Below are 20,309 nucleotides of genomic sequence, written 5' to 3'. Positions count from 1 at the left end.
CGCACGGCGGGGTCATCCCGCGGCCACGCCGACGCGGCCGCGGCCGGCCCGTTTCGCCTCGTACAGGGCGCCGTCGGCGGCGGAGTACAGAGCCCGCAGGTCGGCCGACCCGGCGGCCACGTGCGCGACCCCGACGCTCACCGACAGCGACAGCAGGGTGCCGTCGGGCAGGGGCAGCGGCGTGGAGCGGACCGCCTCCAGCAGCTCCTCGGCCCGCCGCGCGGCGGCGTCGGCCGGTGAACCGGGCAGCAGGACGGCGAGCTCGTCGCCACCGAGCCGCGACAGCAGACCGTCGTCGGTCCGCACGGAGCGGCGCAGGATCCCGGACAGGTGCACCAGGACGTCGTCGCCCACCGGGTGGCCGTACGTGTCGTTGATCGACTTGAAGCTGTCGACGTCGACCAGCACCAGGGCCGTGCCGGCGTCGGCGGGGCGGGTGAGCGTGCGCTCGAGTGCGGTGTCGAAGACCCGGCGGTTGACCAGGCCGGTGAGCGCGTCGACCGCGGCCTGCTGCTCCAGCGCGGCCACGAGCCGGTCCTGCACCTCGCGGGCCCGCACCAGCAGCAGGGCCATCACGACCAGCACGGTGCCGAAGAAGACGACGTCGGTCACCGCCGCCTCCAGCGGCCGCAGCGTCGTCAGGGTGACGCCCAGGGCGGTCACCGCCGCCGCCGTCACGAGGACGACGGCGACCTGCCGGAGGTGGGACGCCGCCCACAGCACCGGGAAGGCGAGGAAGGCCTGCGCGGCGGTCGAGGCGTCCTGCGTCACCAGGTTGAGCAGGCAGACCAGCAGCACGCCCCCGCAGGGCAGTGCCACGAGGGCGCCGGTGCGGTCCAGCCGATCGGCGGGCACCAGTGCGCAGGTGACCGCGGCGGCCGCGAGCAGGCCCACGCCGAGCCACGAGACGAGGGTCGTCGTCCCGGCAGAGGAGTGCTGGACGACGGTGAAGGCCGTCACGACCCCGGAGCAGACCAGCAGGATGAACCGCGCGCTGCGGGCGGCGGCCCGTGGCTCGCGGGTCCTCGTGACGGCTGCGGTGGGCATGACCCGGACATCGGCACGCCCGACCGGACGGGTGAGTCCACCTCACCCGATGGAGCGGTGGCGGCGGTCCTACGCTCGCCGGGTGGCAGACACCGACCTGAGCCGGGCACAGGGAGAGGTCGCGGAGCTGCTCTCCGACCTCATCCGCATCGACACGACCAACACCGGCGACACCGCCACCGGGAAGGGCGAGCGGACGGCGGCCGAGTGGGTCGCCGGCAAGCTCGACGAGGTCGGCATCGACTCGGTCGTCCACGAGTCGGAGCGGGGGAGGGCCAGCCTGGTCGCCCGCATCCCCGGCGCCGACCCGAACCGGCCGGCGTTGCTCATCCACGGTCACCTGGACGTCGTCCCCGCCGACCCGGCCGAGTGGAGCGTGCACCCTTTCTCCGGCGAGGAGCGTGACGGCTACGTCTGGGGTCGCGGCGCGGTCGACATGAAGGACATGGACGCGATGACCCTCGCGCTGGTGCGCGACTGGGCCCGCACCGGCGTCCAGCCGCCGCGCGACGTCGTCCTGGCCTTCGTCGCCGACGAGGAGGCCGGCGGCCGGCTCGGCGCCCGCTACCTCGTCGACGAACACCCCGACCTCTTCGAGGGCTGCACCGAGGCGATCAGCGAGGTCGGCGGGTTCAGCATCACCGTCCGCGACGACCTGCGCCTCTACCTCGTCCAGACGGCGGAGAAGGGCCTGGCCTGGATGCGGCTGACCGCCGGCGGCAAGCCCGGCCACGGCTCGTTCGTGCACGACGACAACGCCGTCACCCGGCTGTGCTCGGCCGTGGCGAGGCTCGGCGCGGCCCGGCTGCCCACCACGCTCACCCCGCCGATGCGCCAGTTCCTCGCCGCCGTCGAGGAGGCCTACGGCATCGAGATCGACCCCGACGAGCCCGAGCAGGCCCTGGCCCGGCTCGGCAGCATCAGCCGGATGATCGGCGCGGCCCTCCGCAACACGGTCAACCCGACCATGCTCGACGCCGGCTACAAAGCCAACGTCATCCCCGGCACCGCCGGCGCCACCGTCGACGGCCGTTTCCTCTACGGCCAGGAGGAGGAGTTCGAGCGCCAGCTCGCCGGCCTCATCGGCGAGGGCGTGCAGCGCGAGTGGCTGGTGCACGACCAGGCCGTGGAGACGACGTTCGACGGCCCGCTGGTCGACGCGATGGTGGCCGCGCTGGTGGCCGAGGACGACGGCGCGCGCCCGGTGCCCTTCACCATGAGCGGCGGCACCGATGCCAAGAGCTTCGAGCGCCTGGGCATGCGCTGCTTCGGCTTCTCCCCCCTGCGGCTGCCCCCGGACCTGGACTTCGCCTCGCTGTTCCACGGCATCGACGAGCGGGTGCCGGTCGAGTCGCTGCGCTTCGGCATCCGGGTCCTCGACCGGTTCCTGCGCGCCTGCTGACGCCGCTCAGGCCGCGGCGCGCAGCGCGGCCAGCAGGGCGGCGACGCCGGGCACCCGCCGGGCGTCCGGGCGCGCCAACGTCTCGACCACCCGGCCGTCGACGTCGGGCAGGTCGACGGAGACCAATCCGGGCTGCGTGCCCGCCGCCAGGGCCCAACTGGGCAGCAGTGCCACCCCGAGCCCCTGGGCCACCAGGCGCTGCACGACGACGTGGTCGTCGGTGGCGAAGCGGACGTCGGGGGTGAAGCCGGCCCGCCGCGCGCAGCGCAGCAGGTGACCGCGGCAGCGCACGCACCCGGCGATCCACGGCTGGTCGCGCAGATCGGCCAGCGTCGTGGGCATCGGCTCCCCCGCAGGGACGACGGCTCGCACCGGGTGGCGCGCGAGCGGCTCGCGCAGCAGGTCGCCGGGGACGGCGTCCTCGTCGTCCTCGTGGCGGAACACCAGCGCCAGGTCCGCCGCGCCGCTGCGCACCGCCGCCTCGGCCTCCGGTGGTTCCTCCTCGGTGAAGTGCACCTGCAGTGCCGGCGCCCGCTCCCGCAGCGCGACCAGTGCGGGCGGCAGCAGGACCGCCGCCGCCGTCGGGAAGGCGGACAGCCGCACCGTGCCCGCGGCCAGGCCGGTCAGCGCCGCGATCTCCTGCTCGGCCGCGGCCAGCCGGTCGGCGACCCCTTCGGCGTGCCGCAGCAGGACCCGGCCGGCCTCGGTCAGCGCCACGCCCCGGCCCTGCCGCAGGACGAGGGCCGTGCCGATCTCCCGTTCCAACTGCCGTACCTGCTGGCTCACCGCAGGCTGCGTCCAGCCCAGCACGCGCGCCGCCCCGGCCAGCGACCCGGCGCGGGCGACCTCACGGAAGACGAGCACCCGGCGAGGATCCACGGTTCCACATCCAAGCAGAGCTTGGGTGAGGACGCCGACATCCCGGCCTGGACGACACCCTCCCCGGGGGCGAGCCTGGGCGCATGAGGACCATCGGGTTGCTGGGCGGGATGAGCTGGGAGTCGACGGCGCTGTACTACCGCATCGCCAACGAGCTGGTGCGGGAACGGCTGGGCGGGCTGGCCAGCGCGTCGCTGCTCGTGCGCAGCCTGGACTTCCGCGTCATCCGGGAGTGCCAGCTGGAGGACCGCTGGGACGACGCCGCCGCGCTGCTGGCCGCCGAGGCGCGAGCGCTGGAGTCCGCCGGTGCCGAGGTGGTGCTGCTGTGCACCAACTACATGCACCGGACGGCGCCGGCGATCGAGGCGGCCCTGGGCGTGCCGTTCCTGCACATCGCCGACCCGGTGGCCGCCGCCGCGCCCGGCCCCACGATCGGCCTGCTCGGCACGGCGGGCACCGTGCGGGCGCCGTTCCTCCGCGAGCGCCTGGAGGATGCCGGCCTCAGCGTGCTCGTGCCGCCGGAGGGCGACATCGACCGCGTGGACGCGGCCATCTTCGACGAGCTGTGCCGGGGTGTGCTCTCCGACGCCACCCGCGCCGACCTGCGCGCCGTCGTCCGCCGGCTCGCCGCGCGGGGCGCCGACGCCGTGGCGCTGTGCTGCACCGAGCTCGAGCTGCTGCTCGGCCCCGGCGACAGCCCGGTGCCGCTGCTGCCCTCGGCGCGGCTCCACGTGACCGCGGCCGTCGACGCCGCCCTCGCCCCGCGGCCGGTCGTGGTCTGATGGCCAGGTGACCGCCGCCACTCCTCGTCCCGGATCCGTCGCACTCGTCACGGGAGGAACCGGTGGCTTCGGCCGGGCCCTCGCCGCCAAGCTCGCCGAGCGCGACGTCACCGTCGTCCTCGCCGACCTCGACAGCGAGCGCAACCGATCGGTCGCCGCCGACCTGGGCGCGGAGTTCGAGGTCCTCGACGTCACCGACCGGGCGGCCAACGCCGCCGTCGTCGAGCGCGTCGAGCAGCGGCACGGCCGGCTCGACGCGGCCTACCTCAACGCCGGTATCTCCGCTGCCAAGTCCGACGACGAGGTCGACCTCGAGGAGTTCCTGCACGTGGTGGAGGTCGACCTGTTCGGCGTCGTCTACGGCACCCTCGCCGCCCGCCCGGCGCTGCAGCGGGCCGGCGGCGGCGCGATCGTCGTCACGGCGTCGCTGGCCGGGCTCTCGCCGATGGCCACCGACCCCGGCTACAGCGTCGCCAAGGGTGGCGCGATCGCCTTCGTCCGCTCGATGGCCCCCCGTCTGGCGCGCGAGGGGACGACGATCAGCGCGATCTGCCCCGGGTTCGCCGACACCGCGATCATCGACCGGATCCGCGACCAGTTCACCGCCGCCGGCTTCCCGGTCCTCTCCGCCGAGGAGGTCGCCGACGCGATGGTCATGGCCTGGGCGTCGGGCGAGCCGGGCGCTGCCTACGTCGTCCAACCCGGCATCGGCACCGTGCCCTACCGGTTCAAGGGCGTGCCCAGCGCGAGGACCGCCAGCGGCGAGACCGCCGTCGTCCCGGAGGCGCTGCGCCCACCGTCGATGCGGTGAGGGTCAGGCGGCGTCGGTGCGGCAGGCGTACAGGAATGCCGGCGGCACGTTCCACGGCGTGATCCGCTGCTGCACCGACGGGAAGCGGCGGCGCAGCTCACGCAGGATGAGCGGTGAGTACTGGATCACCAGGAGCACGCCGCCGGGCGCCAGCGCGACCGGCAGCAGGTCGAGCACCCGGCGGCGCAGCCCCGCGTCGAACGAGGTGTAGGGCAGCGCGGAGACGAGCACGTCGGCCCGCTTCCCGCCCAGGTGCGTGTCGAGGTTCTCCGCCGAGTCGCAGACCACCTGCAGGCGGGGGTCGTCGTAGCGCTCGTCGAGCAGCTTGGCCAGGTCCGGGTCGATCTCCAGCGACACCAGCCGGCCGGCGGGGCCGAGCCGGGTGAGGATCTCACCGGTCTGCACCCCGGTCCCCGCGCCCAGTTCGACGACCAGTTCGGCGCGGGAGAGGTCGGCCAGGTCCAGCATGGCCCGCACCGCCCAGCGCGAGGTGGGGAGGATCGCTCCCACCTGGCGCGGGTTCGCGACGAAGGCGCGCAGGAAGCGGAACCGGTCGGTCAGGATCTCTCTCATACCGTCCTCCCCGGCCGCCCGGGGCCGGCGGCGGTCCTCCGAACCCTGGCACGCCGGCGGCCGGCCAGCGACCGCAGGCGGCAACGCAGCGGCCGGGGCCGCTCAGCGCTCAGATGTGCGGCTTGGGCAGGTAGGACAGCCGGGCGCGGCGGCGCAGGATCACCTTGCGCGTGCCGTCGGCGTGCAGCTGCAGCCGGGCGAGTTCCCAGCCGCCGGTGTCCGCCTGCAGGCTCAGCATGGTCGCCGCTGCGGACCGGGACGTACCCGGCGGGATCCGCAGCGGCGCGAACTCGTAATCCCCGGCGACCGCCTCCATCTCGCCGATTGTGCCCTCCGGACGCCCGCCGGTCACGTGATCGTCATCTCCCGGAGGTGTTCGGTTCCCCGACCGTCGTCCCCAGGACTGCCCGGCGTGGCCCCGGGCGGCAGGATGGGGCCGACCCACCCCCGACGACACGGAGGACGACGTGACCGCTCCCGGCAACGACGTGCCCGACGCCGACCGCGCCGAGCAGGACGCCCCGCTCGACCCGCCGGCCGTCGCCCTCGCCGGTGACGCGACCCCGCCGGGGGAGGACGTCCCCGAGGCCGACGCCCTCGAGCAGCAGCTGGCCGCCCGCCCCGGCGAGGCCGGCAGCCCGCTGCGCTCGGTCGGCGACCGCGAGGCCGATCCCGCCGACGTGCTCGAGCAGGAGGTCGACGTGCCCGTCGACGACGACGAGGCCCCGCTCTAGTCCGCGGTCGACGGGCCCGCCGGCGCGCGCCGGCGGGCCCGGGACCTCAGGGGAGGATCGGCGCGGCCAGCCACTGGGTCGCCGTGGAGGCCGTCGTCGGCACCTCCTCGACGCCCACGAACGGGGTCGCCTGCTGGCAGACGGTGCCCTCGGCGGGCAGTGCGCCGTCGATGAGGTAGGCGTCGGTCGCCGCGTCGATGCAGGGGGACTTCCCGCCGTACGCGGTGTGGCCGTCGCCCTCCATGGTCAGCAGCCGAGCATTGCCCAGGTCCGCCACCAGGCGGACCGCCCCGGAGTAGGGCGTGGCCGGGTCGTAGGTGGTCCCGATGACCAACGGGGTCGACGAGGACTCCGGCACGGCGAACGGCCCGGCGAAGGCGTCCTCGTCGTGGGCCGGCCACAGCGCGTAGTTGATCTCGGCGTACCCGCTGTTCGACCAGAAGTGCGGGAAGGACGCCCACGACTCGGCGCCGCGGTCGAGGTAGACGTCCAGGTCGCCCTGCGGGTAGCGCTGCTCGGACGCGCCGATGGTGAAGTAGCGGTCGGTCGACGCGCCGTCGGCGTAGACGAGCTGGTCGAGGAGTGCGCGCACCGTCGATCCGTCGCCGGCGGCGGTCTCGGCGAGGACGGCGCCAAGGAGGCCCCACCGCTGCTTGGCGTAGAGCAGGCGCAGGGTGACCGTCCGGATGTCGTCGGCGGTCACCGGACGCGGGTCGGCGGTGTAGCCGGCGGCCGGGATCGGCGTGGCGTCGGCCTGGGCGAGCAGCTTGTCGTACGCCAGGTACGGGTCGGAGCCGCCGAAGCCCGAGCAGGCCACCTGGTCGACCGCGCAGGCCTCGGTGAAGCGGGCGAGGGCGAGCTCGAACCCGGCGGTCTGCGTGGCGATCGCGCTGAACGGGTCGTTGATGTACTCGTCGGCGTCCAGCGCACCGTCGAGGACCATCGCCCGGTGCCGGTCGGGGAAGAGGCTGGCGTAGGTGGCGCCGAGGAAGGTCCCGTAGGAGAAGCCCAGGTACGTCAGCTGCTCGTCGCCGACGGCCGCGCGCAGGGCGTCCATGTCGCGGGCGACGTTGGCGGTCGAGACGTGCTCGAGGATCTCCCCGTTGTTCGCCACGCAGGCGTCGACGTACCCCTGCACCTTGGCGACGTAGGCGTCGACGTCGATGTCCAGGGGGGTCGGCACCGGGACCGAGTAGATGCCCTGGGTCTCCTGGTCGACCCGGCAGTCGATCGACGGCGTGCTCGGCGTGACCCCGCGCGGGGCGAAGGCGACGATGTCGAAGCGCTGGTTGAGGGTCGCGAAGATGCCGGCGCCGGCCCCCTGCAGGTACGTCACGAACTCACCGCCGGGGCCGCCGGGGTTGACGAACAGCGACCCGATCCGGTCGGCCGGGTCGGCGGCCGGGACCCGCGCGACGGCGATCTGCACCCGCGCCCCGCCCGGCTCGTCGTAGTCCATCGGGAGGTCCGCGGTCGCGCACTCCACGCCGGCCGCGCTGGCCTCGGCCGTCGCCCCGCACCCGGCCCAGGTCAGCGGCGCCGCCGGGACGGCGGTGGGCTCACCCGCCGGACCTTCCGCCGCGGCGACTCCCGTCCCCGTGCCCAGGACCAGGACGATCAGTGTGCTGACGACGGCGGCACGACGGCGTGCGCTCACGGGCAGCTCCCGAGGCAGGGGGCGGCCGGTGGGCGCCCGGGATCGCCATGCAACACCCCGCGTGCCTGAGGGACAAGGTTGGTGGACGGGACCATTTCGTAACCCCCGGGCGTGTCGCGCGTGGCGCGCAAGCTCCCGCCGCCCGGGCGGTCAGGTTAGGCTCGCCTAACTCGCCGCCCACCCCGAGGGAGCCCCGTGACGTCGAGCCGTGCAACGCCCCTCCTCCGCGCCGAGGCCGCCGAGCGCGCCCGGACCGTCGCGGGCCGCGCCCCGGCCGCGCTGTGCGTGCGCGGGCTGGACGCCGGCCGCCCGCTGGCGCACGCGACGACCGCCACGGGCACGACCTACGTGCTGGTGCCGACCGACGGCGAGGTCGACGCCGCACTCGCCGGCCGCGACGACCTCACCGCCGTCCTCATGGTCAGCGACCGGGCGCCGGTGCCGCTGCGGGACCCGCTGCGCGCCCAGCTGTGGCTCTCCGGCTGGCTCACGCCCGTGCACCCGGCCACCCGGCGCGCCGCGGCGCTCGCCTTCGCCGAGACCCGGCCCGTGGGCCCGCTGCTCGACGTGGGGCAGGGCGCCACGCTGCTGCGCCTCGACGTCGCCGAGGTGGTGCTGCGGGAGGGCGAGCGCTGCACCGAGGTCGCCCCGCAGGCCTACGCGCAGGCCCGTCCCGACCCGCTGGCCGCCGTCGAGGCGCGGATGCTCCAGCACCTCGACCGGGACCACCCCGAGGTGCTCGCCCTGCTGTGCGACCGCATCCCGGCCGGCGACCTCGGACCGCGGGACGTCGTCCGCCCGCTGGGGCTCGACCGCTTCGGTGTCCGGCTGCGCATCGAGCGCCCTGCCGGGCACCGCGACCTGCGGGTGCCGTTCCCGCGGCCGCTGACCTGCCCCGGCCAGCTGCCGGCCGCCACCCGGCAGCTGCTCTGCGCCGCGCGGGCGGCCCGGGGCTAGTCGGGCGCGTCGTCGGCCAGCAGCTGCGCCAGCCGGGTGCGCCGCGGCCGGACGTCGACCTGGCTCACCGCGCGCGCCAGCGCCGCCCCGGAGGCGTGCACGACCGACAGGTGCCGCTGGGCGCGGGTCAGCGCGGTGTAGACCAGCGGCCGCGACAGCATCCCGCCGGCCTCGGGCGGCAGGACGACGACCACGCCGGGCCACTCCGAGCCCTGCGCGCGGTGCACGGTGATCGCCCAGCCGTGCCGGAGGTCGCTCATCGCCGACCCGGTCACCGTCACCGGCCCGGAGGCGAAGTCGACGTCGACCGTGCCGTCGCCGGTGCCGGTGACCACGCCGACCTCGCCGTTGGCGAACCCGATCGGCTCCAGGTCGAGGTGGTTGGCGGTGGCCACCACCCGGTCGCCCACGTCGAAGCCCCACACCGTGCCCTCGCCGGGGTTCAGCTGGGCCTTGAGCGCCTTGTTGAGCTCGATCGTCCCGGCCGGGCCGCGGTGCACCGGCGTGACGACCTGCACGGTGGCCGGGTCGATCCCCAGTGCCCGCGGGATGGAGTCGGTGACCAGCTGCACCACGCGCTTGGCCGCCTCCGCGCTGCCCGACGCCGGGACGACGACCACCTCGCGGTCGGGGGAGTCCACCGGCGGGAGCTCCCCGCCCCGGACGGCGTTGGCCAGCCGGGCGATCGCGCCACCCTCGGCCTGCCGGTAGAGGGTGGTCAGCTCGGTGACCGGCACGACCCCGGAGTCGATGAGGTCGCCCAGCACGTGCCCGGGGCCGATCGAGGGCAGCTGCGCCGGGTCGCCGACGAGGAGCAGGTGGGTGCCGTCCTGGCAGGCCTCGAGCAGGGCGGCGGTGAGCTCGACGTCGAGCATCGAGGCCTCGTCGACCACGACGACGTCGGCGTCGAGGGGCCACTCCTCGTTGCGCGCGAACCCGCCGGAGGTGCCCTGCGCGCCGAGCAGCCGGTGCACCGTGACCGCCGGGTGGTCGGTCAGCTCCTCCAGCCGCTTGGCCGCCCGACCGGTGGGTGCCGCGAGGGCGACCTCGGTGCCCTTGGACCGCAGCAGCTCCACCACTGCGGCCACGGTGCGGCTCTTGCCGGTGCCCGGTCCACCGGTCAGCAGCGAGACGCCGGCGCCGAGCACCTGCGCCACGGCCTGCTTCTGGGCGCCGTCCAGGCCCTTGGCCACCGAGCGGACGGCCGCGGGGTCGGCGATCCGCTCGGCGGTCGCGGCCAGCCGGGCGACGTTCTCCGCGACCGCCTCCTCGGCCATCCCGTAGCGGGCCAGCGAGAGCATGCGTACGGCCTCGGTCCGGGTTCCCTCGCGAGCCTGCGACCGGAGGGCGGACCGAGGTCCTTCTGCGGGCTCCGGCAGCTCGTCGAGGTCGTCCTCCTCGTCGACGTCCGGCTCCGGCGGCTCGTGCTCGAGCACCTCGCCGGACTCGACCGCCGCGACGATCGCCGCGGCCGGGGCCGCCACGCCCTCGGCGCGCAGCGCGGCCACCACCAGGTCGGCGGGAAGCACGGTGTGCCCGTCGCGGGTCGCCGTCCGCAGCGTCTGGGCGACGATCGCCCGGCCGCGTCGGCTGTCCTGCTTGTCAGCGCCGGGCAGGACGGCGATGGCCAGCCGGTCGGCGTCGCCGAGGGTGACCCCGGTCAGTCCGAGCAGCGCCCAGGGGTCGTCGCGCAGCCGGCGGGCGGCGTCGTTGCCCAGGGCGTCGGCGGCGGTCGACGCGAGCCTGGCGTCCAGTCCCGCGCCGACCAGCAGCTCCACGACCTCGTAGGTGGGTGCGGCGGACAGGAAGCCGGAGAAGAGGCGCTCGGCCCGCTGCCGGCCCACGCGCGGCAGCTTGAGCAGCTTGTCGGCGGTGACGTCGTCCGGGGAGGTGATGCCGGCCGCCGGCAGCTCGGCGGCCGCCCGCTTGCCCAGGCCCGGCCACAGGCCCGCGGCGCAGAAGGCGGTGAAGACCGGGTCGGCGCCCGGACTGGCGGCGACGGCGCTCACCGGTCGTACCTCCGCTCGGGGTAGCCGAAGTAGGGCGCCGAGACGTCCTCGAGCGCCGTGCGGATCGCCGCCGGCAGCCGCACCGCCTCGGCGTCCAGCGAGGACTGCAACTGCGCGGCCGTGCGCGCGCCCACCACCGGAGCGGTGACGCCGGGACGGTCGCGCACCCAGGCCAGCGCCACGGCCAGCGGCGTGGTGCCCAGCCCCCCGGCGGCGGTGACCACGGCCTCGACGATCCGGTCGGCCGTGGCCGAGCGCAGCCCGTCGATGAAGCCCTGCCACTGCGGAGAGGCGCCCCGCGACCCGTCCGGCGCGCCCTGCCGGTACTTGCCGGTGAGCAGGCCGCGACCCAGCGGCGACCAGGCCAGCACGCCCAGCCCCAGCGCCTCGGCCGCGGGCATCACCTCGCGCTCGACGCCGCGCTGCAGGAGCGAGTACTCCACCTGGGTGCTCACCAGGGGCACCCGGCCGGGCCAGGCCCGCTGCCAGGTGACCGCCTGCGCGGTCTGCCAACCGGTGAAGTTGCTGATGCCGACGTAGCGCACCCGGCCCGAGGAGACGGCGGTGTCGCAGGCGGCGAGGGTCTCCTCCAGCGGGGTCGTGTCGTCCCAGGAGTGCAGCTGCCACAGGTCGACGTGGTCGAGGCCCAGGCGCCCGAGCGAGGCGTCGAGAGCGGCGAGGAGGTGGCCGCGGGAGGCGCCGCGGCCCATCGGCCCCGCCGCGGTGCGCCCGACGGCCTTGGTGGCGACCAGCACGTCGGAGCGGGGGACGACGTCGGCCAGCAGCCGGCCCAGGAGGCGCTCGCTGTCGCCGTCGCAGAAGACGTCGGCGGTGTCGACCAGCGTGCCGCCGGCGTCGACGAACGCCGTCAGCTGCATCGCGGCCTCGTCCTCGTCGGTGTCCCGGCCCCAGGTCATGGTGCCCAGTGCCAGGCGTGAGACGACCAGGCCGCTGCGCCCGAGTGCGCGTTGCTCCACGGGAGGCCAACCTACCGGCGGGTCCGGACGGCGGTCGGGGACCGCGGCGCTCCCTGCGCGCCGCCCGGGGGGCGGGGCGGGGCGCGGCCTAGGGTGGCCTCCCGTGCTCCTCCTGACCAGCCCGCCCCACCGCCCCACCCCACCCACCCGACCGACCGCTCGCGGCCGACGGGGGGACCGCGGGCGATGAGCTGGATCGAGGCCGTCGTCCTGGGGCTGGTGCAGGGCCTGACGGAGTTCCTGCCGATCTCCTCCAGCGCGCACCTGCGGGTGGTGGGGGAGGCCTTCGGCTGGGGCGATCCGGGCGCGGCGTTCACCGCCATCACGCAGATCGGCACCGAGGCCGCGGTGCTGCTGTACTTCCGCCGCGACATCGGCCGGATCACCAGTGCCTGGGTCCGCTCGCTGGGCGACCGTGCGATGCGCGGCGACCCCGACGCCCGGATGGGCTGGCTGATCATCGCGGGCACGCTGCCGATCGGGATCCTGGGCCTGCTCTTCCAGGACCGCATCGAGACGACGTTCCGCGACCTGCGCATCGTCGCGATCGCGCTGGTCGCCTTCTCGCTCGTCCTGTACTGGGCCGACCGGGTGGGCCGCAAGAAGCGCGAGCTCGACCAGTTGACCGTCGGGCACGGCATCGCCTTCGGCTTCGCCCAGGCCCTGGCGCTGGTGCCCGGCGTCTCCCGCTCCGGCGGCACGATCACCATGGGCCTGTTCCTCGGCTACTCGCGGGCGGCCGCGGCCCGGTACTCGTTCCTGCTCGCCGTCCCCGCCGTCCTGGCCTCGGGCTTCTTCCAGGTGTACGAGGCGCTCACCGGGGGCGTCGCGGGGGAGACGGTGTCCTGGGGGCCGACGATCCTGGCCACGGTGCTGGCCTTCGGCGTCGGCCTGGCCGTCATCGCCTGGCTGCTGCGCTACCTCGACCGCGGCAGCTTCACGCCGTTCGTCGTCTACCGGGTGGTGCTGGGCCTGCTCGTCCTCGCCCTCGTCGGCGCGGGGGTCCTCGCTCCGCAGTGACGCGCGGGTGCGACCGCCCGTGCCCCGCCCTCCTCCGAGCCGATCACGGGGTTCCCGCACGCGGACGCGCCCGGCACGGGGTGTCTCCCGGCATCGCCCCCATGGTCAACGCGGGGCCGGCGTGCTCCGGATGACGTGGTCACTGACGGCCGCGGCGATCTCCCCGGCGTCGAGGACGGGCACCGTGTGGTGGCTGGCCGCCGGCAGCTCGACCACCGTGACGGAGTGCAGTACACCGGCGCTGCGTGCCAGGCGTCGCGGATCGTGTGCCCGGCTGCGTCCGGCGACGAGCACGAGGGTCGGCGTGGTCAGCCGGGCCAGCCGGTCCCGCGGCGGGCGGCGGGTCCGGACGATCGGCGTCCGTGCGACCTCGGTGGCGCCCCGCACGTGGACGTCGAGCCACGCGGGGTCCAGCTCGCGGCCGCCGGTCTCCCAGGCGAGGAACCGCCGGACGCCGCCCGGGGTGGGGCGCACCAGCGTCGGCAGCGCGTGCAGCAGGTAGCGCGGGTCGAACCCGGTGAAGCACGCCGTCGGGTCGAGCAGCGACACGGAGGCGACCGCGGGCCCGCCCCCGAGCGCCGCGCAGAGTGCCAGGTGCGCGCCGGCCGAGTGCCCCACGAGGTGCACCGGCCCGGCGTCCAGCGCGGCGACCAGCTCGGTCAGCCACGCCGTCAGGTCGTCCGTCGAGCCGAAGGGCCGCGTCGCCGTGCTGCGGCCGGGGTTGCCCGGCTGGTCCGGTGCGAACAGCCGGAACCGGCCGGCGAGGGCGGTCGCCACACCGGCCCAGGCGGTGGCCGTCGCGCCGTCGCCGTGCAGGAGCAGCAGCGGCGCCGCTCCGGCCGGTCCCGCGGCGAGCAGGTGCGTCCGGCCCCAGGACGTCGGGACGTCGACCGACGTGGTCCCGTCCGGCCACCGTGCGGCCGCGGCCGCGTAGCTCTCGTCGAAGCCCATGCCGCACGATAGCTAGGCTGTCTAGCAACTCGACCGGCTAACATCCCGGGCGTGACGGAACCGAGGCAGGCGCCCGCCACGGTGCACCGGATCCGTGCGCTCACCCTCCTGCTCGACGCCGCCGGTGCCGCCTTCGCCGCGCGCAACGGGCTCAGCGCCACCGACGTCCGCGCCCTGGTCTGCCTGCTCGACCGGGAGCGGGCCGGCGCCCCGGCCAGCCCCACCTGGCTGGCCGGTCAGTTGCGGGTCACCACCGCCTCGGTCACCGCGCTGCTCGACCGGTTGGAGCGGGCCGGGCACGTGCGCCGCGCTCCGCGTGGGGACGACCGCCGGCGGGTCGACGTCCTCGTGCAGGACTCGGCCAAGGACCTGGGCTGGGCGTTCTTCGAGCCGCTCATCGACGCCACGGCCGCCGTCCTCGCCCGCCGCAGCGCGGACGAGCGGGCGGTCATCGACGCCTTCCTGGACGACCTGGTCGCCGCCGTCGCGGCCGTGGACGCCGGTCAGGGCTGAGCGTCGGCCCTCCTGCAGGGTCCGCCGCGAGCTCGCGAGCGGTGCGGGGCAGAGAAGGGACCCCGTCCTCCCCACCCTTCGCAGGCTCACGGCGGGGCCCGGGACGGGGCCGCCCTAGGCTCGGGCGTCGTGACCACCGTGATCCTCCTGCGACACGGCCGGACGACGGCCAACGCCGGCGGCGTGCTCGCCGGCTGGACCCCGGGCGTGCAGCTCGACGAGACCGGCGAGCAGCAGGTGAGGGCGGTGGGGGAGCGGCTGGTACCGGTACCGCTGGCCGCCGTCGTCAGCAGCCCGCTGGAGCGCTGCCGGCAGACCGCGGGAGCCGTCCTCCCGGGGCGTGACCTGGAGCTGGCCACCGACGACCGGCTCGGCGAGGCGCGCTACGGCGACTGGACCGGCCGGCCGCTCAAGGAGCTGGTCAAGGAGCCGCTGTGGAAGGTCGTGCAGCAGCACCCCTCGGCGGCGGTCTTCCCCGGCCCGGAGGGGGAGGGGCTGGCGCAGACCCAGGCCCGCGCGGTGGCCGCCGTCCGTGAGTGGAACGCCCGCCTCGGGCCGGACGCCGTCTGGCTCGCCTGCAGCCACGGGGACGTCATCAAGGCCGTGCTCGCCGACGCCCTCGGCCTGCACCTCGACCAGTTCCAGCGGATCGTCGTCGACCCGGCGTCGATCTCGGTGGTCACCTACACCGACACCCGCCCCTTCGTGGTCCGCGTGAACGACACCGGCGGGGACGTCGCCGCGCTGATCCCGCCGAAGAAGAAGGGACGGCGCCGCCGCAGGGCCGACTCCGACGCGGTCGTCGGGGGCGGCGCGGGCGCGACCGTCTGACCTCGCGTCCCGGCTCGCCCGCGGTTCCCGCCCGCGTAACCTGGGGCCGTGCCGCGCCAGCTGTTCCTCTTCGACCGCCCGTCCCGGTTCGTCGCCGGCACGGTGGGCCAGCCCGGCGACCGCACCTTCTACCTGCAGGCCACCGACTCCTCCGGGCGCGTGGTCAGCGTGGCGCTGGAGAAGGCGCAGGTGCAGGTGCTCGCCGACCGGATGAACGAGCTGCTCGACGAGGTCGCCACCCGTCCGGGCACCGTCGTCCCGCCCGACGCCGAGGTCGACGACCTCGAGCCGCTCACCGCGCCCGTTGACGAGGAGTTCCGGGTCGCGGCCATGGGCCTGGCGTGGGACGGCGAGTCGCAGGCCGTCGTCGTCGAGGCCGTGGCCGCCGGGGACGAGCCGGTCGAGGAGGACGTCATCCTCTCCGACAGCGAGGAGGGCCCCGACGCGCTGCGGGTGACGATCACCCCCGCCGCCGCCCGCGCCTTCGTCGTCCGCGCCCGCCGGGTCGTGGCCGCCGGGCGCCCGGCCTGCCCGCTGTGCTCGCTCCCACTGGACCCCGCCGGGCACGTGTGCCCGCGGCAGAACGGGTACCGCCGCTGAGCCGGGGAGCCGGGTCGACGAGGAAGCCCCGATGACCGAGCGCCCCGCCGACCCCGCCGCGGGTCTGCGCCCTCCGGCCGACGACGCCGAGGCGCGCGCCCTGCTGCTCGACGGCGAGATCGACCTCGAGGGCCGGATGCTCGACGCCAGCAACGTCACGCTGGTCGGCTACGTGCGCACCGACGAGCTGGAGGCCGAGTGCGTCTACAAGCCGGTCGCGGGCGAGCGGCCGCTCTGGGACTTCCCCGACGGCACCCTCGCCGGCCGCGAGGTGTCCGCGGCGCTGGTCAGCGAGGCGACCGGCTGGCGGGTCGTGCCGCCGACCGTGCTGCGGGACGGTCCGTTCGGCCCCGGCATGGTGCAGCTGTGGGTGGACGGCGACCCCGACGTCGACCTGGCCGCCTTCGTGCGCTCCGACCACCCCGGACTGCGCCGCATGGCCGTCTTCGACGCCGTCGTCAACAACGCCGACCGCAAGGGCGGGCACATCATCCCGACCTCCGACGGGCACGTGTACGGCGTCGACCACGGCATCTGCTTCTCGATCGACCCCAAGCTGCGCACCCTGCTGTGGCGCTGGGCCGGCAAGCCGCTGCCGGCCGAGGCGCTCGAGGTGCTGGAGAGGCTCACGGGTGACCTGCTCGGCGACCTCGGCGAGCAGCTGCACGAGCACCTGACCCGGCGCGAGGTGCGGCGCACCCAGCAGCGGGTCGCCGAGCTGCTGCGCACCGGCCGGCACCCGCAGCCCAGCGGCGACTGGCCCGCGCTGCCCTGGCCGCCGTTCTGAGCGGACCTCCCTGCCCCCACCGCTCGCAGGCTCGCGTCGGGACCCCGCCGGGAGGCCGTTCCGGCGTAGCGCGCGGTGCGGCACCATCCCCGCCGTGCACAGATCCCGCCTGGCCGTCCTCATGCTGGACCTGCCCCCCGACCTGCACGACGCCGGACGGGCCTTCTGGTCCGCCGCCACCGGTCACCACGTGTCCCCGGACCCCTCGGACGAGAACTGGTCGTCGCTGGGCTCGTTCGCCGGCGGGTTCCACCTGGAGGTCCAGCGCACCGGGCACGGGACGCCGCCGCGCTGGCACGTCGACGTCGAGACCGACGACGTCGAGGCCGAGGTGGCCCGGCTGGAGGCCCTGGGGGCGCGGCGGATCGCCGACATGGGTGGCTTCTGGCAGATGAAGGACCCCGCCGGGATGATCTTCGACGTCGTGGGCGTGCAGACCGGGGAGGACTTCGAGCGGCACGCCACCACCTGGCCCTGAGCCCGGGCGCTACCCCAGCCGCACCAGGTCGATCATCGCGGCGGCCTGCAGCCCGTCGCCGTCCACCGTGAGCACCTCCAGCGGCACCCGCCGCCAGACGGCGAGCAGCAGGTCGCCGGCGGTGCCGGTGAGCCGGGCGATGGGCACCGGCCGGGAGCCGGGGAACAGCACCCGCTCCACGCCGGCGTCGACCGCGTGCAGGACGACGGGGTGCGCACCCTCCGGCGGGCCCTGCGGCAGCGCGCCGGGGACCATCACCTCCAGCCACTCGTCGAGGCCGTCCAGGCCGACGTCGGTGCGGATCGGGCGCACGTCGCCGAGCACCTGCTCGACGTCGGCGGTGTGCACGACCGCCTCCATCGCCTGCCGGCGGAGCACGAAGGCCACGTCCTGCCGCGGCGCCCAGGTCCACACCCGCTCGGCCGGGTCGGCGCCGGCCAGCACCGTCTCCAGCTCCGCGGACTGGGCCACGCCGAACCCGAGCAGCTCGTCGTCCCGACGGCGGACCGGCCCGGCGTACGCCCCGGGGTCGCCGGCGCGGGTGCGCACCACCCAGGCCCAGAAGTGCTGCACCTCGGCCAGGTGCCAGACCAGGTCGGCCAACGTCCAGCCGGGGCAGCCGGGCACCGGCGCCGCCCAGCCGCGGGCGAGCACCGCCTCGGCGGCGACGTCGGCGAAGCGTGCGTCGGCCTCCTGCAGGACCTGCAGGTACTCGTCGAGCTCCACGGCCCCTCCTCCCGCGCCGGCGCCCGGGTCGTCCCAGGCGCCATGTCCTGAGGTGCCAGGGTCCTCCGACAGGATGAGGGCCGACCGGGCGCGTGGGTAGCCGCCTCTAGGCTCGGTACGTGCTCGCCTGGCCCGCTCCGCTCCTCCCGACCCTCCCGGGCACCGGTCCGGTCCTCAAGCTGTACGACACCGCGCGCGGCGAGGTGGTCGCCACCTCGCCGGACACGACGGCGCGGATGTACGTCTGCGGCATCACCCCCTACGACGCCACGCACCTCGGCCACGCCGCCACCTACCTGGCCTTCGACCTGGTCAACCGGGTGTGGCGGGACGCCGGCCACGCCGTCCACTACGTGCAGAACGTCACCGACATCGACGACCCGCTGCTCGAGCGGGCCGAGCGCGACGGCGAGGACTGGGTCGTGCTCGGCATGCGGGAGACCGCGCTGTTCCGGGAGGACATGACCGCGCTGCGGGTGCTCCCGCCCGACGACTACGTCGGCGCGGTCGAGTCGGTGCCGCGCATCGTCGCCCACGTGGAGACGCTGCTCGACGAGGGCCTGGCCTACGTGCTCGACGACGGCACCGGCGACGTCTACCACGACGTCGCGCAGGCGCCCGGCTTCGGCAGCGAGTCCGGCTACGACGAGGCCACCATGCTGCGGTACTCCGCCGAGCGCGGCGGCGACCCCGACCGCCCGGGCAAGCGCAACCGGCTGGACCCGGTGCTCTGGCGCGGCGAGCGGCCCGGAGAGCCCTCCTGGCCCGGCCCGCGCGGCATCCCCGGCCGCCCGGGCTGGCACATCGAGTGCGCCACGATCGCGCTGGAGACGATCGGGATGGGGTTCGACGTCCAGGGGGGCGGCAGCGACCTGGTCTTCCCGCACCACGAGTTCTCCGCCGTCCACGCCGAGGCGCTCAGCGGCACCATGACAGGGGAGAAGCTGCCCTTCGCCCGGGCGTACGTGCACGCGGCGATGATCGGCCTGGACGGCGAGAAGATGAGCAAGAGCCGCGGCAACCTCGTCTTCGTCTCCAAGCTGCGCGGCGAGGGCGTCGACCCGATGGCCGTCCGCCTGGCGCTGCTGGCCGGGCACTACCGCACGGACCGCGCCTGGACGCCGGACCTGCTCGCCGCCGCCGAGCAGCGGCTGGACGCCTGGCGGCGCGCCGTGACACGGGATGCTGGCGCTCCGGCCGCCCCGGTGCTGCAGGGGCTGCGCGAGCGGCTCTCCGACGACCTGGACAGCCCTGGTGCCATCGCGCTGGTCGACGAGTGGGCGGCGCGGACGCTGGCCGCCGGGCCGGACGACGATCCCGACGACGGGGCCCCGCGGGTCGTCGCCGACGCGGTCGACGCGCTGCTCGGCATCGCGCTGGACGCCGCGGTGGACGGCCCGGCGCCCCGGTCGCGCTGATGGGCGGGGGGGCCTTCCGCCTGGTCGACCGGGCGGCCCGGGAGCGTGCGGAGGAGGCCCTCGCGCCGGCGGCGACCCGGTCGACGGCCGGCCGCGGCCGCGCCGTCCCGGAGGCCGAGGACCCCCTGCGCACCGCCTTCGAGCGCGACCGCGACCGGATCCTGCACGCCAAGGCCTTCCGCCGGCTCAAGCACAAGACGCAGGTCTTCCTCAACCCCGACGGCGACCACTTCGTCACCCGGCTGACCCACACGCTGCAGGTGACCCAGGTCGCCCGTTCGCTGGCCCGCGCGCTGGGCCTGAACGAGGCCCTCGCCGAGGCGGTCGCGCTCGGCCACGACCTGGGCCACTCGCCGTTCGGCCACATCGGCGAGGACGCGCTGGAGCCCTACGTCCCCGGCGGCTGGCACCACGCCGCCCAGGGGGTGCGGATCGTGGAGGTGCTCGAGCACCTCAACCTCACCTGGGAGGTCCGCGACGGCATCCGGGCGCACAGCTGGAAGATCACGCCACCGCCGACCACCCGCGAGGCGGAGTGCGTGCGCTACGCCGACCGCATCGGCTACCTCTCCCACGACGCCCTGGACGCCGTCCGTGCCGGGGTGCTGCAGGTCGGTGACCTGCCGGCCCGGGCGCGCGCGGTCTTCGGCGACCCGGGCAGCCGGATGGTGGGCGCCATGATCGACGCCGTCGTCGCGGGGTCGCTCGCCGACGGGGGAGTGGTCGTCATGGCGCCCGAGCCGCTGGAGGCCATGCACGAGCTGCGGGCCTTCCTGTTCGAGCGGGTGTACGCCTCGGAGACCGCGGCCGGGCAGAAGCAGCTGGCCATCGACGTCACCCGCCGGCTGGTCGACCACCACCTGGCCCACCCCGAGCTCATCCCGGCGACCTACCGCGACACCTCGGCCGACCCGGTCACCCAGGTCGTCGACTACGTGTCCGGGATGACCGACCGCTTCGCGCTGTCCACGCACGACCGGCTCTTCGGCGCCGACGCGACCGCGCGCATGCGCCCGCTGCTGCGTTGATCGGGGTCCTCCGGACCGCACCGCGGCCAGGTGCCGTCCCCCTGCGCCGCTGAGCAGCTGCGTCGTTCCTCGCGGAGCCCCTCGGGGCCGACTCGTCACGACCGGCGTCGCACGGCGGCTCTCCGGTCG

General features: G+C 75.6%; 22 protein-coding genes. 13 read left to right on the top strand and 9 right to left on the bottom strand.

What is annotated here, in order from left to right; all coding sequences use genetic code 11:
• Positions 1 to 12: 12 nt before the first annotated feature.
• On the bottom strand, positions 13 to 1,047 hold the full coding sequence (locus ACWIX3_RS17240; protein WP_448608564.1) for a diguanylate cyclase: 1,035 nt from the start codon (positions 1,045 to 1,047) through the stop codon (positions 13 to 15).
• Positions 1,048 to 1,129: 82 nt separating this feature from the next.
• Between ACWIX3_RS17240 and ACWIX3_RS17235 the strand changes: the two genes are divergently transcribed.
• Complete coding sequence (locus tag ACWIX3_RS17235) at positions 1,130 to 2,449, top strand: M20/M25/M40 family metallo-hydrolase (RefSeq protein ID WP_448608563.1); 1,320 nt, start codon at positions 1,130 to 1,132, stop codon at positions 2,447 to 2,449.
• A 6-nt stretch (positions 2,450 to 2,455) separates the two neighbouring features.
• Here ACWIX3_RS17235 and ACWIX3_RS17230 read toward each other — a convergent pair whose 3' ends face one another.
• A complete protein-coding gene (locus tag ACWIX3_RS17230; RefSeq protein ID WP_448608562.1) occupies positions 2,456 to 3,313 on the bottom strand; it encodes a LysR family transcriptional regulator in 858 nt (285 codons plus the stop codon).
• A 98-nt stretch (positions 3,314 to 3,411) separates the two neighbouring features.
• Here ACWIX3_RS17230 and ACWIX3_RS17225 point away from each other — a divergent pair, with 98 nt between their 5' ends.
• Both ACWIX3_RS17225 and ACWIX3_RS17220 read left to right on the top strand, forming a co-directional pair.
• On the top strand, positions 3,412 to 4,110 hold the full coding sequence (locus tag ACWIX3_RS17225) for an aspartate/glutamate racemase family protein (protein WP_448608561.1): 699 nt from the start codon (positions 3,412 to 3,414) through the stop codon (positions 4,108 to 4,110).
• Between the two features lie 7 nt (positions 4,111 to 4,117).
• Positions 4,118 to 4,921 (top strand): SDR family oxidoreductase, encoded by an 804-nt coding sequence (locus ACWIX3_RS17220; RefSeq protein ID WP_448608560.1) that lies wholly within the window; start codon positions 4,118 to 4,120, stop codon positions 4,919 to 4,921.
• A 3-nt stretch (positions 4,922 to 4,924) separates the two neighbouring features.
• Here ACWIX3_RS17220 and ACWIX3_RS17215 read toward each other — a convergent pair whose 3' ends face one another.
• Both ACWIX3_RS17215 and ACWIX3_RS17210 read right to left on the bottom strand, forming a co-directional pair.
• On the bottom strand, positions 4,925 to 5,494 hold the full coding sequence (locus ACWIX3_RS17215) for a class I SAM-dependent methyltransferase (RefSeq protein ID WP_448608559.1): 570 nt from the start codon (positions 5,492 to 5,494) through the stop codon (positions 4,925 to 4,927).
• 109 nt (positions 5,495 to 5,603) lie between these two features.
• On the bottom strand, positions 5,604 to 5,810 hold the full coding sequence (locus ACWIX3_RS17210) for a DUF5703 family protein (RefSeq protein ID WP_091214422.1): 207 nt from the start codon (positions 5,808 to 5,810) through the stop codon (positions 5,604 to 5,606).
• Between the two features lie 151 nt (positions 5,811 to 5,961).
• On the opposite strand from ACWIX3_RS17210, the gene ACWIX3_RS17205 reads away from it, so the two are divergent.
• Positions 5,962 to 6,228 carry a hypothetical protein gene (locus tag ACWIX3_RS17205; RefSeq protein WP_448608558.1) on the top strand — a complete coding sequence of 89 codons (267 nt, stop codon included), beginning with the start codon at positions 5,962 to 5,964 and terminating at the stop codon, positions 6,226 to 6,228.
• 46 nt (positions 6,229 to 6,274) lie between these two features.
• On the opposite strand, the gene ACWIX3_RS17200 is transcribed toward ACWIX3_RS17205, so the two are convergent.
• A complete protein-coding gene (locus ACWIX3_RS17200) occupies positions 6,275 to 7,885 on the bottom strand; it encodes an alpha/beta hydrolase (protein WP_448608557.1) in 1,611 nt (536 codons plus the stop codon).
• 195 nt (positions 7,886 to 8,080) lie between these two features.
• On the opposite strand from ACWIX3_RS17200, the gene ACWIX3_RS17195 reads away from it, so the two are divergent.
• Positions 8,081 to 8,842 carry a DUF2470 domain-containing protein gene (locus ACWIX3_RS17195; RefSeq protein ID WP_448608556.1) on the top strand — a complete coding sequence of 254 codons (762 nt, stop codon included), beginning with the start codon at positions 8,081 to 8,083 and terminating at the stop codon, positions 8,840 to 8,842.
• Here the strand turns inward: ACWIX3_RS17195 and ACWIX3_RS17190 are convergent.
• On the bottom strand, positions 8,839 to 10,851 hold the full coding sequence (locus ACWIX3_RS17190) for an AAA family ATPase (protein ID WP_448608555.1): 2,013 nt from the start codon (positions 10,849 to 10,851) through the stop codon (positions 8,839 to 8,841). The two genes, ACWIX3_RS17195 and ACWIX3_RS17190, sit on opposite strands and share 4 nt — an antisense overlap.
• Positions 10,848 to 11,828, bottom strand: a complete 981-nt coding sequence (locus tag ACWIX3_RS17185) for an aldo/keto reductase (RefSeq protein WP_448608554.1) — start codon at positions 11,826 to 11,828, stop codon at positions 10,848 to 10,850. The genes ACWIX3_RS17190 and ACWIX3_RS17185 overlap by 4 nt, the downstream gene beginning before the upstream one ends.
• 186 nt (positions 11,829 to 12,014) lie before the next feature.
• Here ACWIX3_RS17185 and ACWIX3_RS17180 point away from each other — a divergent pair, with 186 nt between their 5' ends.
• Entirely contained in the window at positions 12,015 to 12,848 is an 834-nt protein-coding gene (locus ACWIX3_RS17180) for an undecaprenyl-diphosphate phosphatase (protein WP_448608553.1), read from the top strand.
• A 105-nt stretch (positions 12,849 to 12,953) separates the two neighbouring features.
• Here the strand turns inward: ACWIX3_RS17180 and ACWIX3_RS17175 are convergent, their stop codons facing one another.
• Positions 12,954 to 13,799 (bottom strand): alpha/beta fold hydrolase, encoded by an 846-nt coding sequence (locus tag ACWIX3_RS17175; protein ID WP_448608552.1) that lies wholly within the window; start codon positions 13,797 to 13,799, stop codon positions 12,954 to 12,956.
• A 51-nt stretch (positions 13,800 to 13,850) separates the two neighbouring features.
• On the opposite strand from ACWIX3_RS17175, the gene ACWIX3_RS17170 reads away from it, so the two are divergent.
• From ACWIX3_RS17170 to ACWIX3_RS17150, 5 genes are all read left to right on the top strand, one after another.
• The gene (locus ACWIX3_RS17170) at positions 13,851 to 14,312 is read left to right on the top strand and encodes a MarR family transcriptional regulator (RefSeq protein ID WP_448608551.1); all 462 of its coding nucleotides are present in this window, start codon (positions 13,851 to 13,853) and stop codon (positions 14,310 to 14,312) included.
• 129 nt (positions 14,313 to 14,441) lie between these two features.
• Positions 14,442 to 15,143 carry a histidine phosphatase family protein gene (locus ACWIX3_RS17165; RefSeq protein WP_448608550.1) on the top strand — a complete coding sequence of 234 codons (702 nt, stop codon included), beginning with the start codon at positions 14,442 to 14,444 and terminating at the stop codon, positions 15,141 to 15,143.
• Between the two features lie 48 nt (positions 15,144 to 15,191).
• Positions 15,192 to 15,743 carry a DUF3090 family protein gene (locus ACWIX3_RS17160; protein WP_448608549.1) on the top strand — a complete coding sequence of 184 codons (552 nt, stop codon included), beginning with the start codon at positions 15,192 to 15,194 and terminating at the stop codon, positions 15,741 to 15,743.
• A 31-nt stretch (positions 15,744 to 15,774) separates the two neighbouring features.
• Positions 15,775 to 16,530: an SCO1664 family protein gene (locus tag ACWIX3_RS17155; protein WP_448608548.1), complete on the top strand. Its 756-nt coding sequence runs from the start codon at positions 15,775 to 15,777 to the stop codon at positions 16,528 to 16,530.
• Positions 16,531 to 16,624: 94 nt separating this feature from the next.
• Complete coding sequence (locus ACWIX3_RS17150; RefSeq protein ID WP_448608547.1) at positions 16,625 to 17,008, top strand: VOC family protein; 384 nt, start codon at positions 16,625 to 16,627, stop codon at positions 17,006 to 17,008.
• Positions 17,009 to 17,017: 9 nt separating this feature from the next.
• Here ACWIX3_RS17150 and ACWIX3_RS17145 read toward each other — a convergent pair whose 3' ends face one another.
• A complete protein-coding gene (locus tag ACWIX3_RS17145) occupies positions 17,018 to 17,734 on the bottom strand; it encodes a maleylpyruvate isomerase family mycothiol-dependent enzyme (RefSeq protein WP_448608546.1) in 717 nt (238 codons plus the stop codon).
• Between the two features lie 119 nt (positions 17,735 to 17,853).
• Between ACWIX3_RS17145 and mshC the strand changes: the two genes are divergently transcribed.
• Positions 17,854 to 19,152 (top strand): cysteine--1-D-myo-inosityl 2-amino-2-deoxy-alpha-D-glucopyranoside ligase, encoded by a 1,299-nt coding sequence (gene mshC, locus ACWIX3_RS17140; RefSeq protein WP_448608545.1) that lies wholly within the window; start codon positions 17,854 to 17,856, stop codon positions 19,150 to 19,152.
• Positions 19,152 to 20,180, top strand: a complete 1,029-nt coding sequence (locus ACWIX3_RS17135; protein WP_448608544.1) for an HD domain-containing protein — start codon at positions 19,152 to 19,154, stop codon at positions 20,178 to 20,180. Before mshC ends, ACWIX3_RS17135 begins: the two co-directional genes overlap by 1 nt.
• The last annotated feature ends 129 nt before the right edge of the window (positions 20,181 to 20,309 follow it).

This window comes from Geodermatophilus sp. URMC 60, from assembly GCF_053502585.1.
This window is presented reverse-complemented; position numbering and strand designations above follow the sequence as displayed.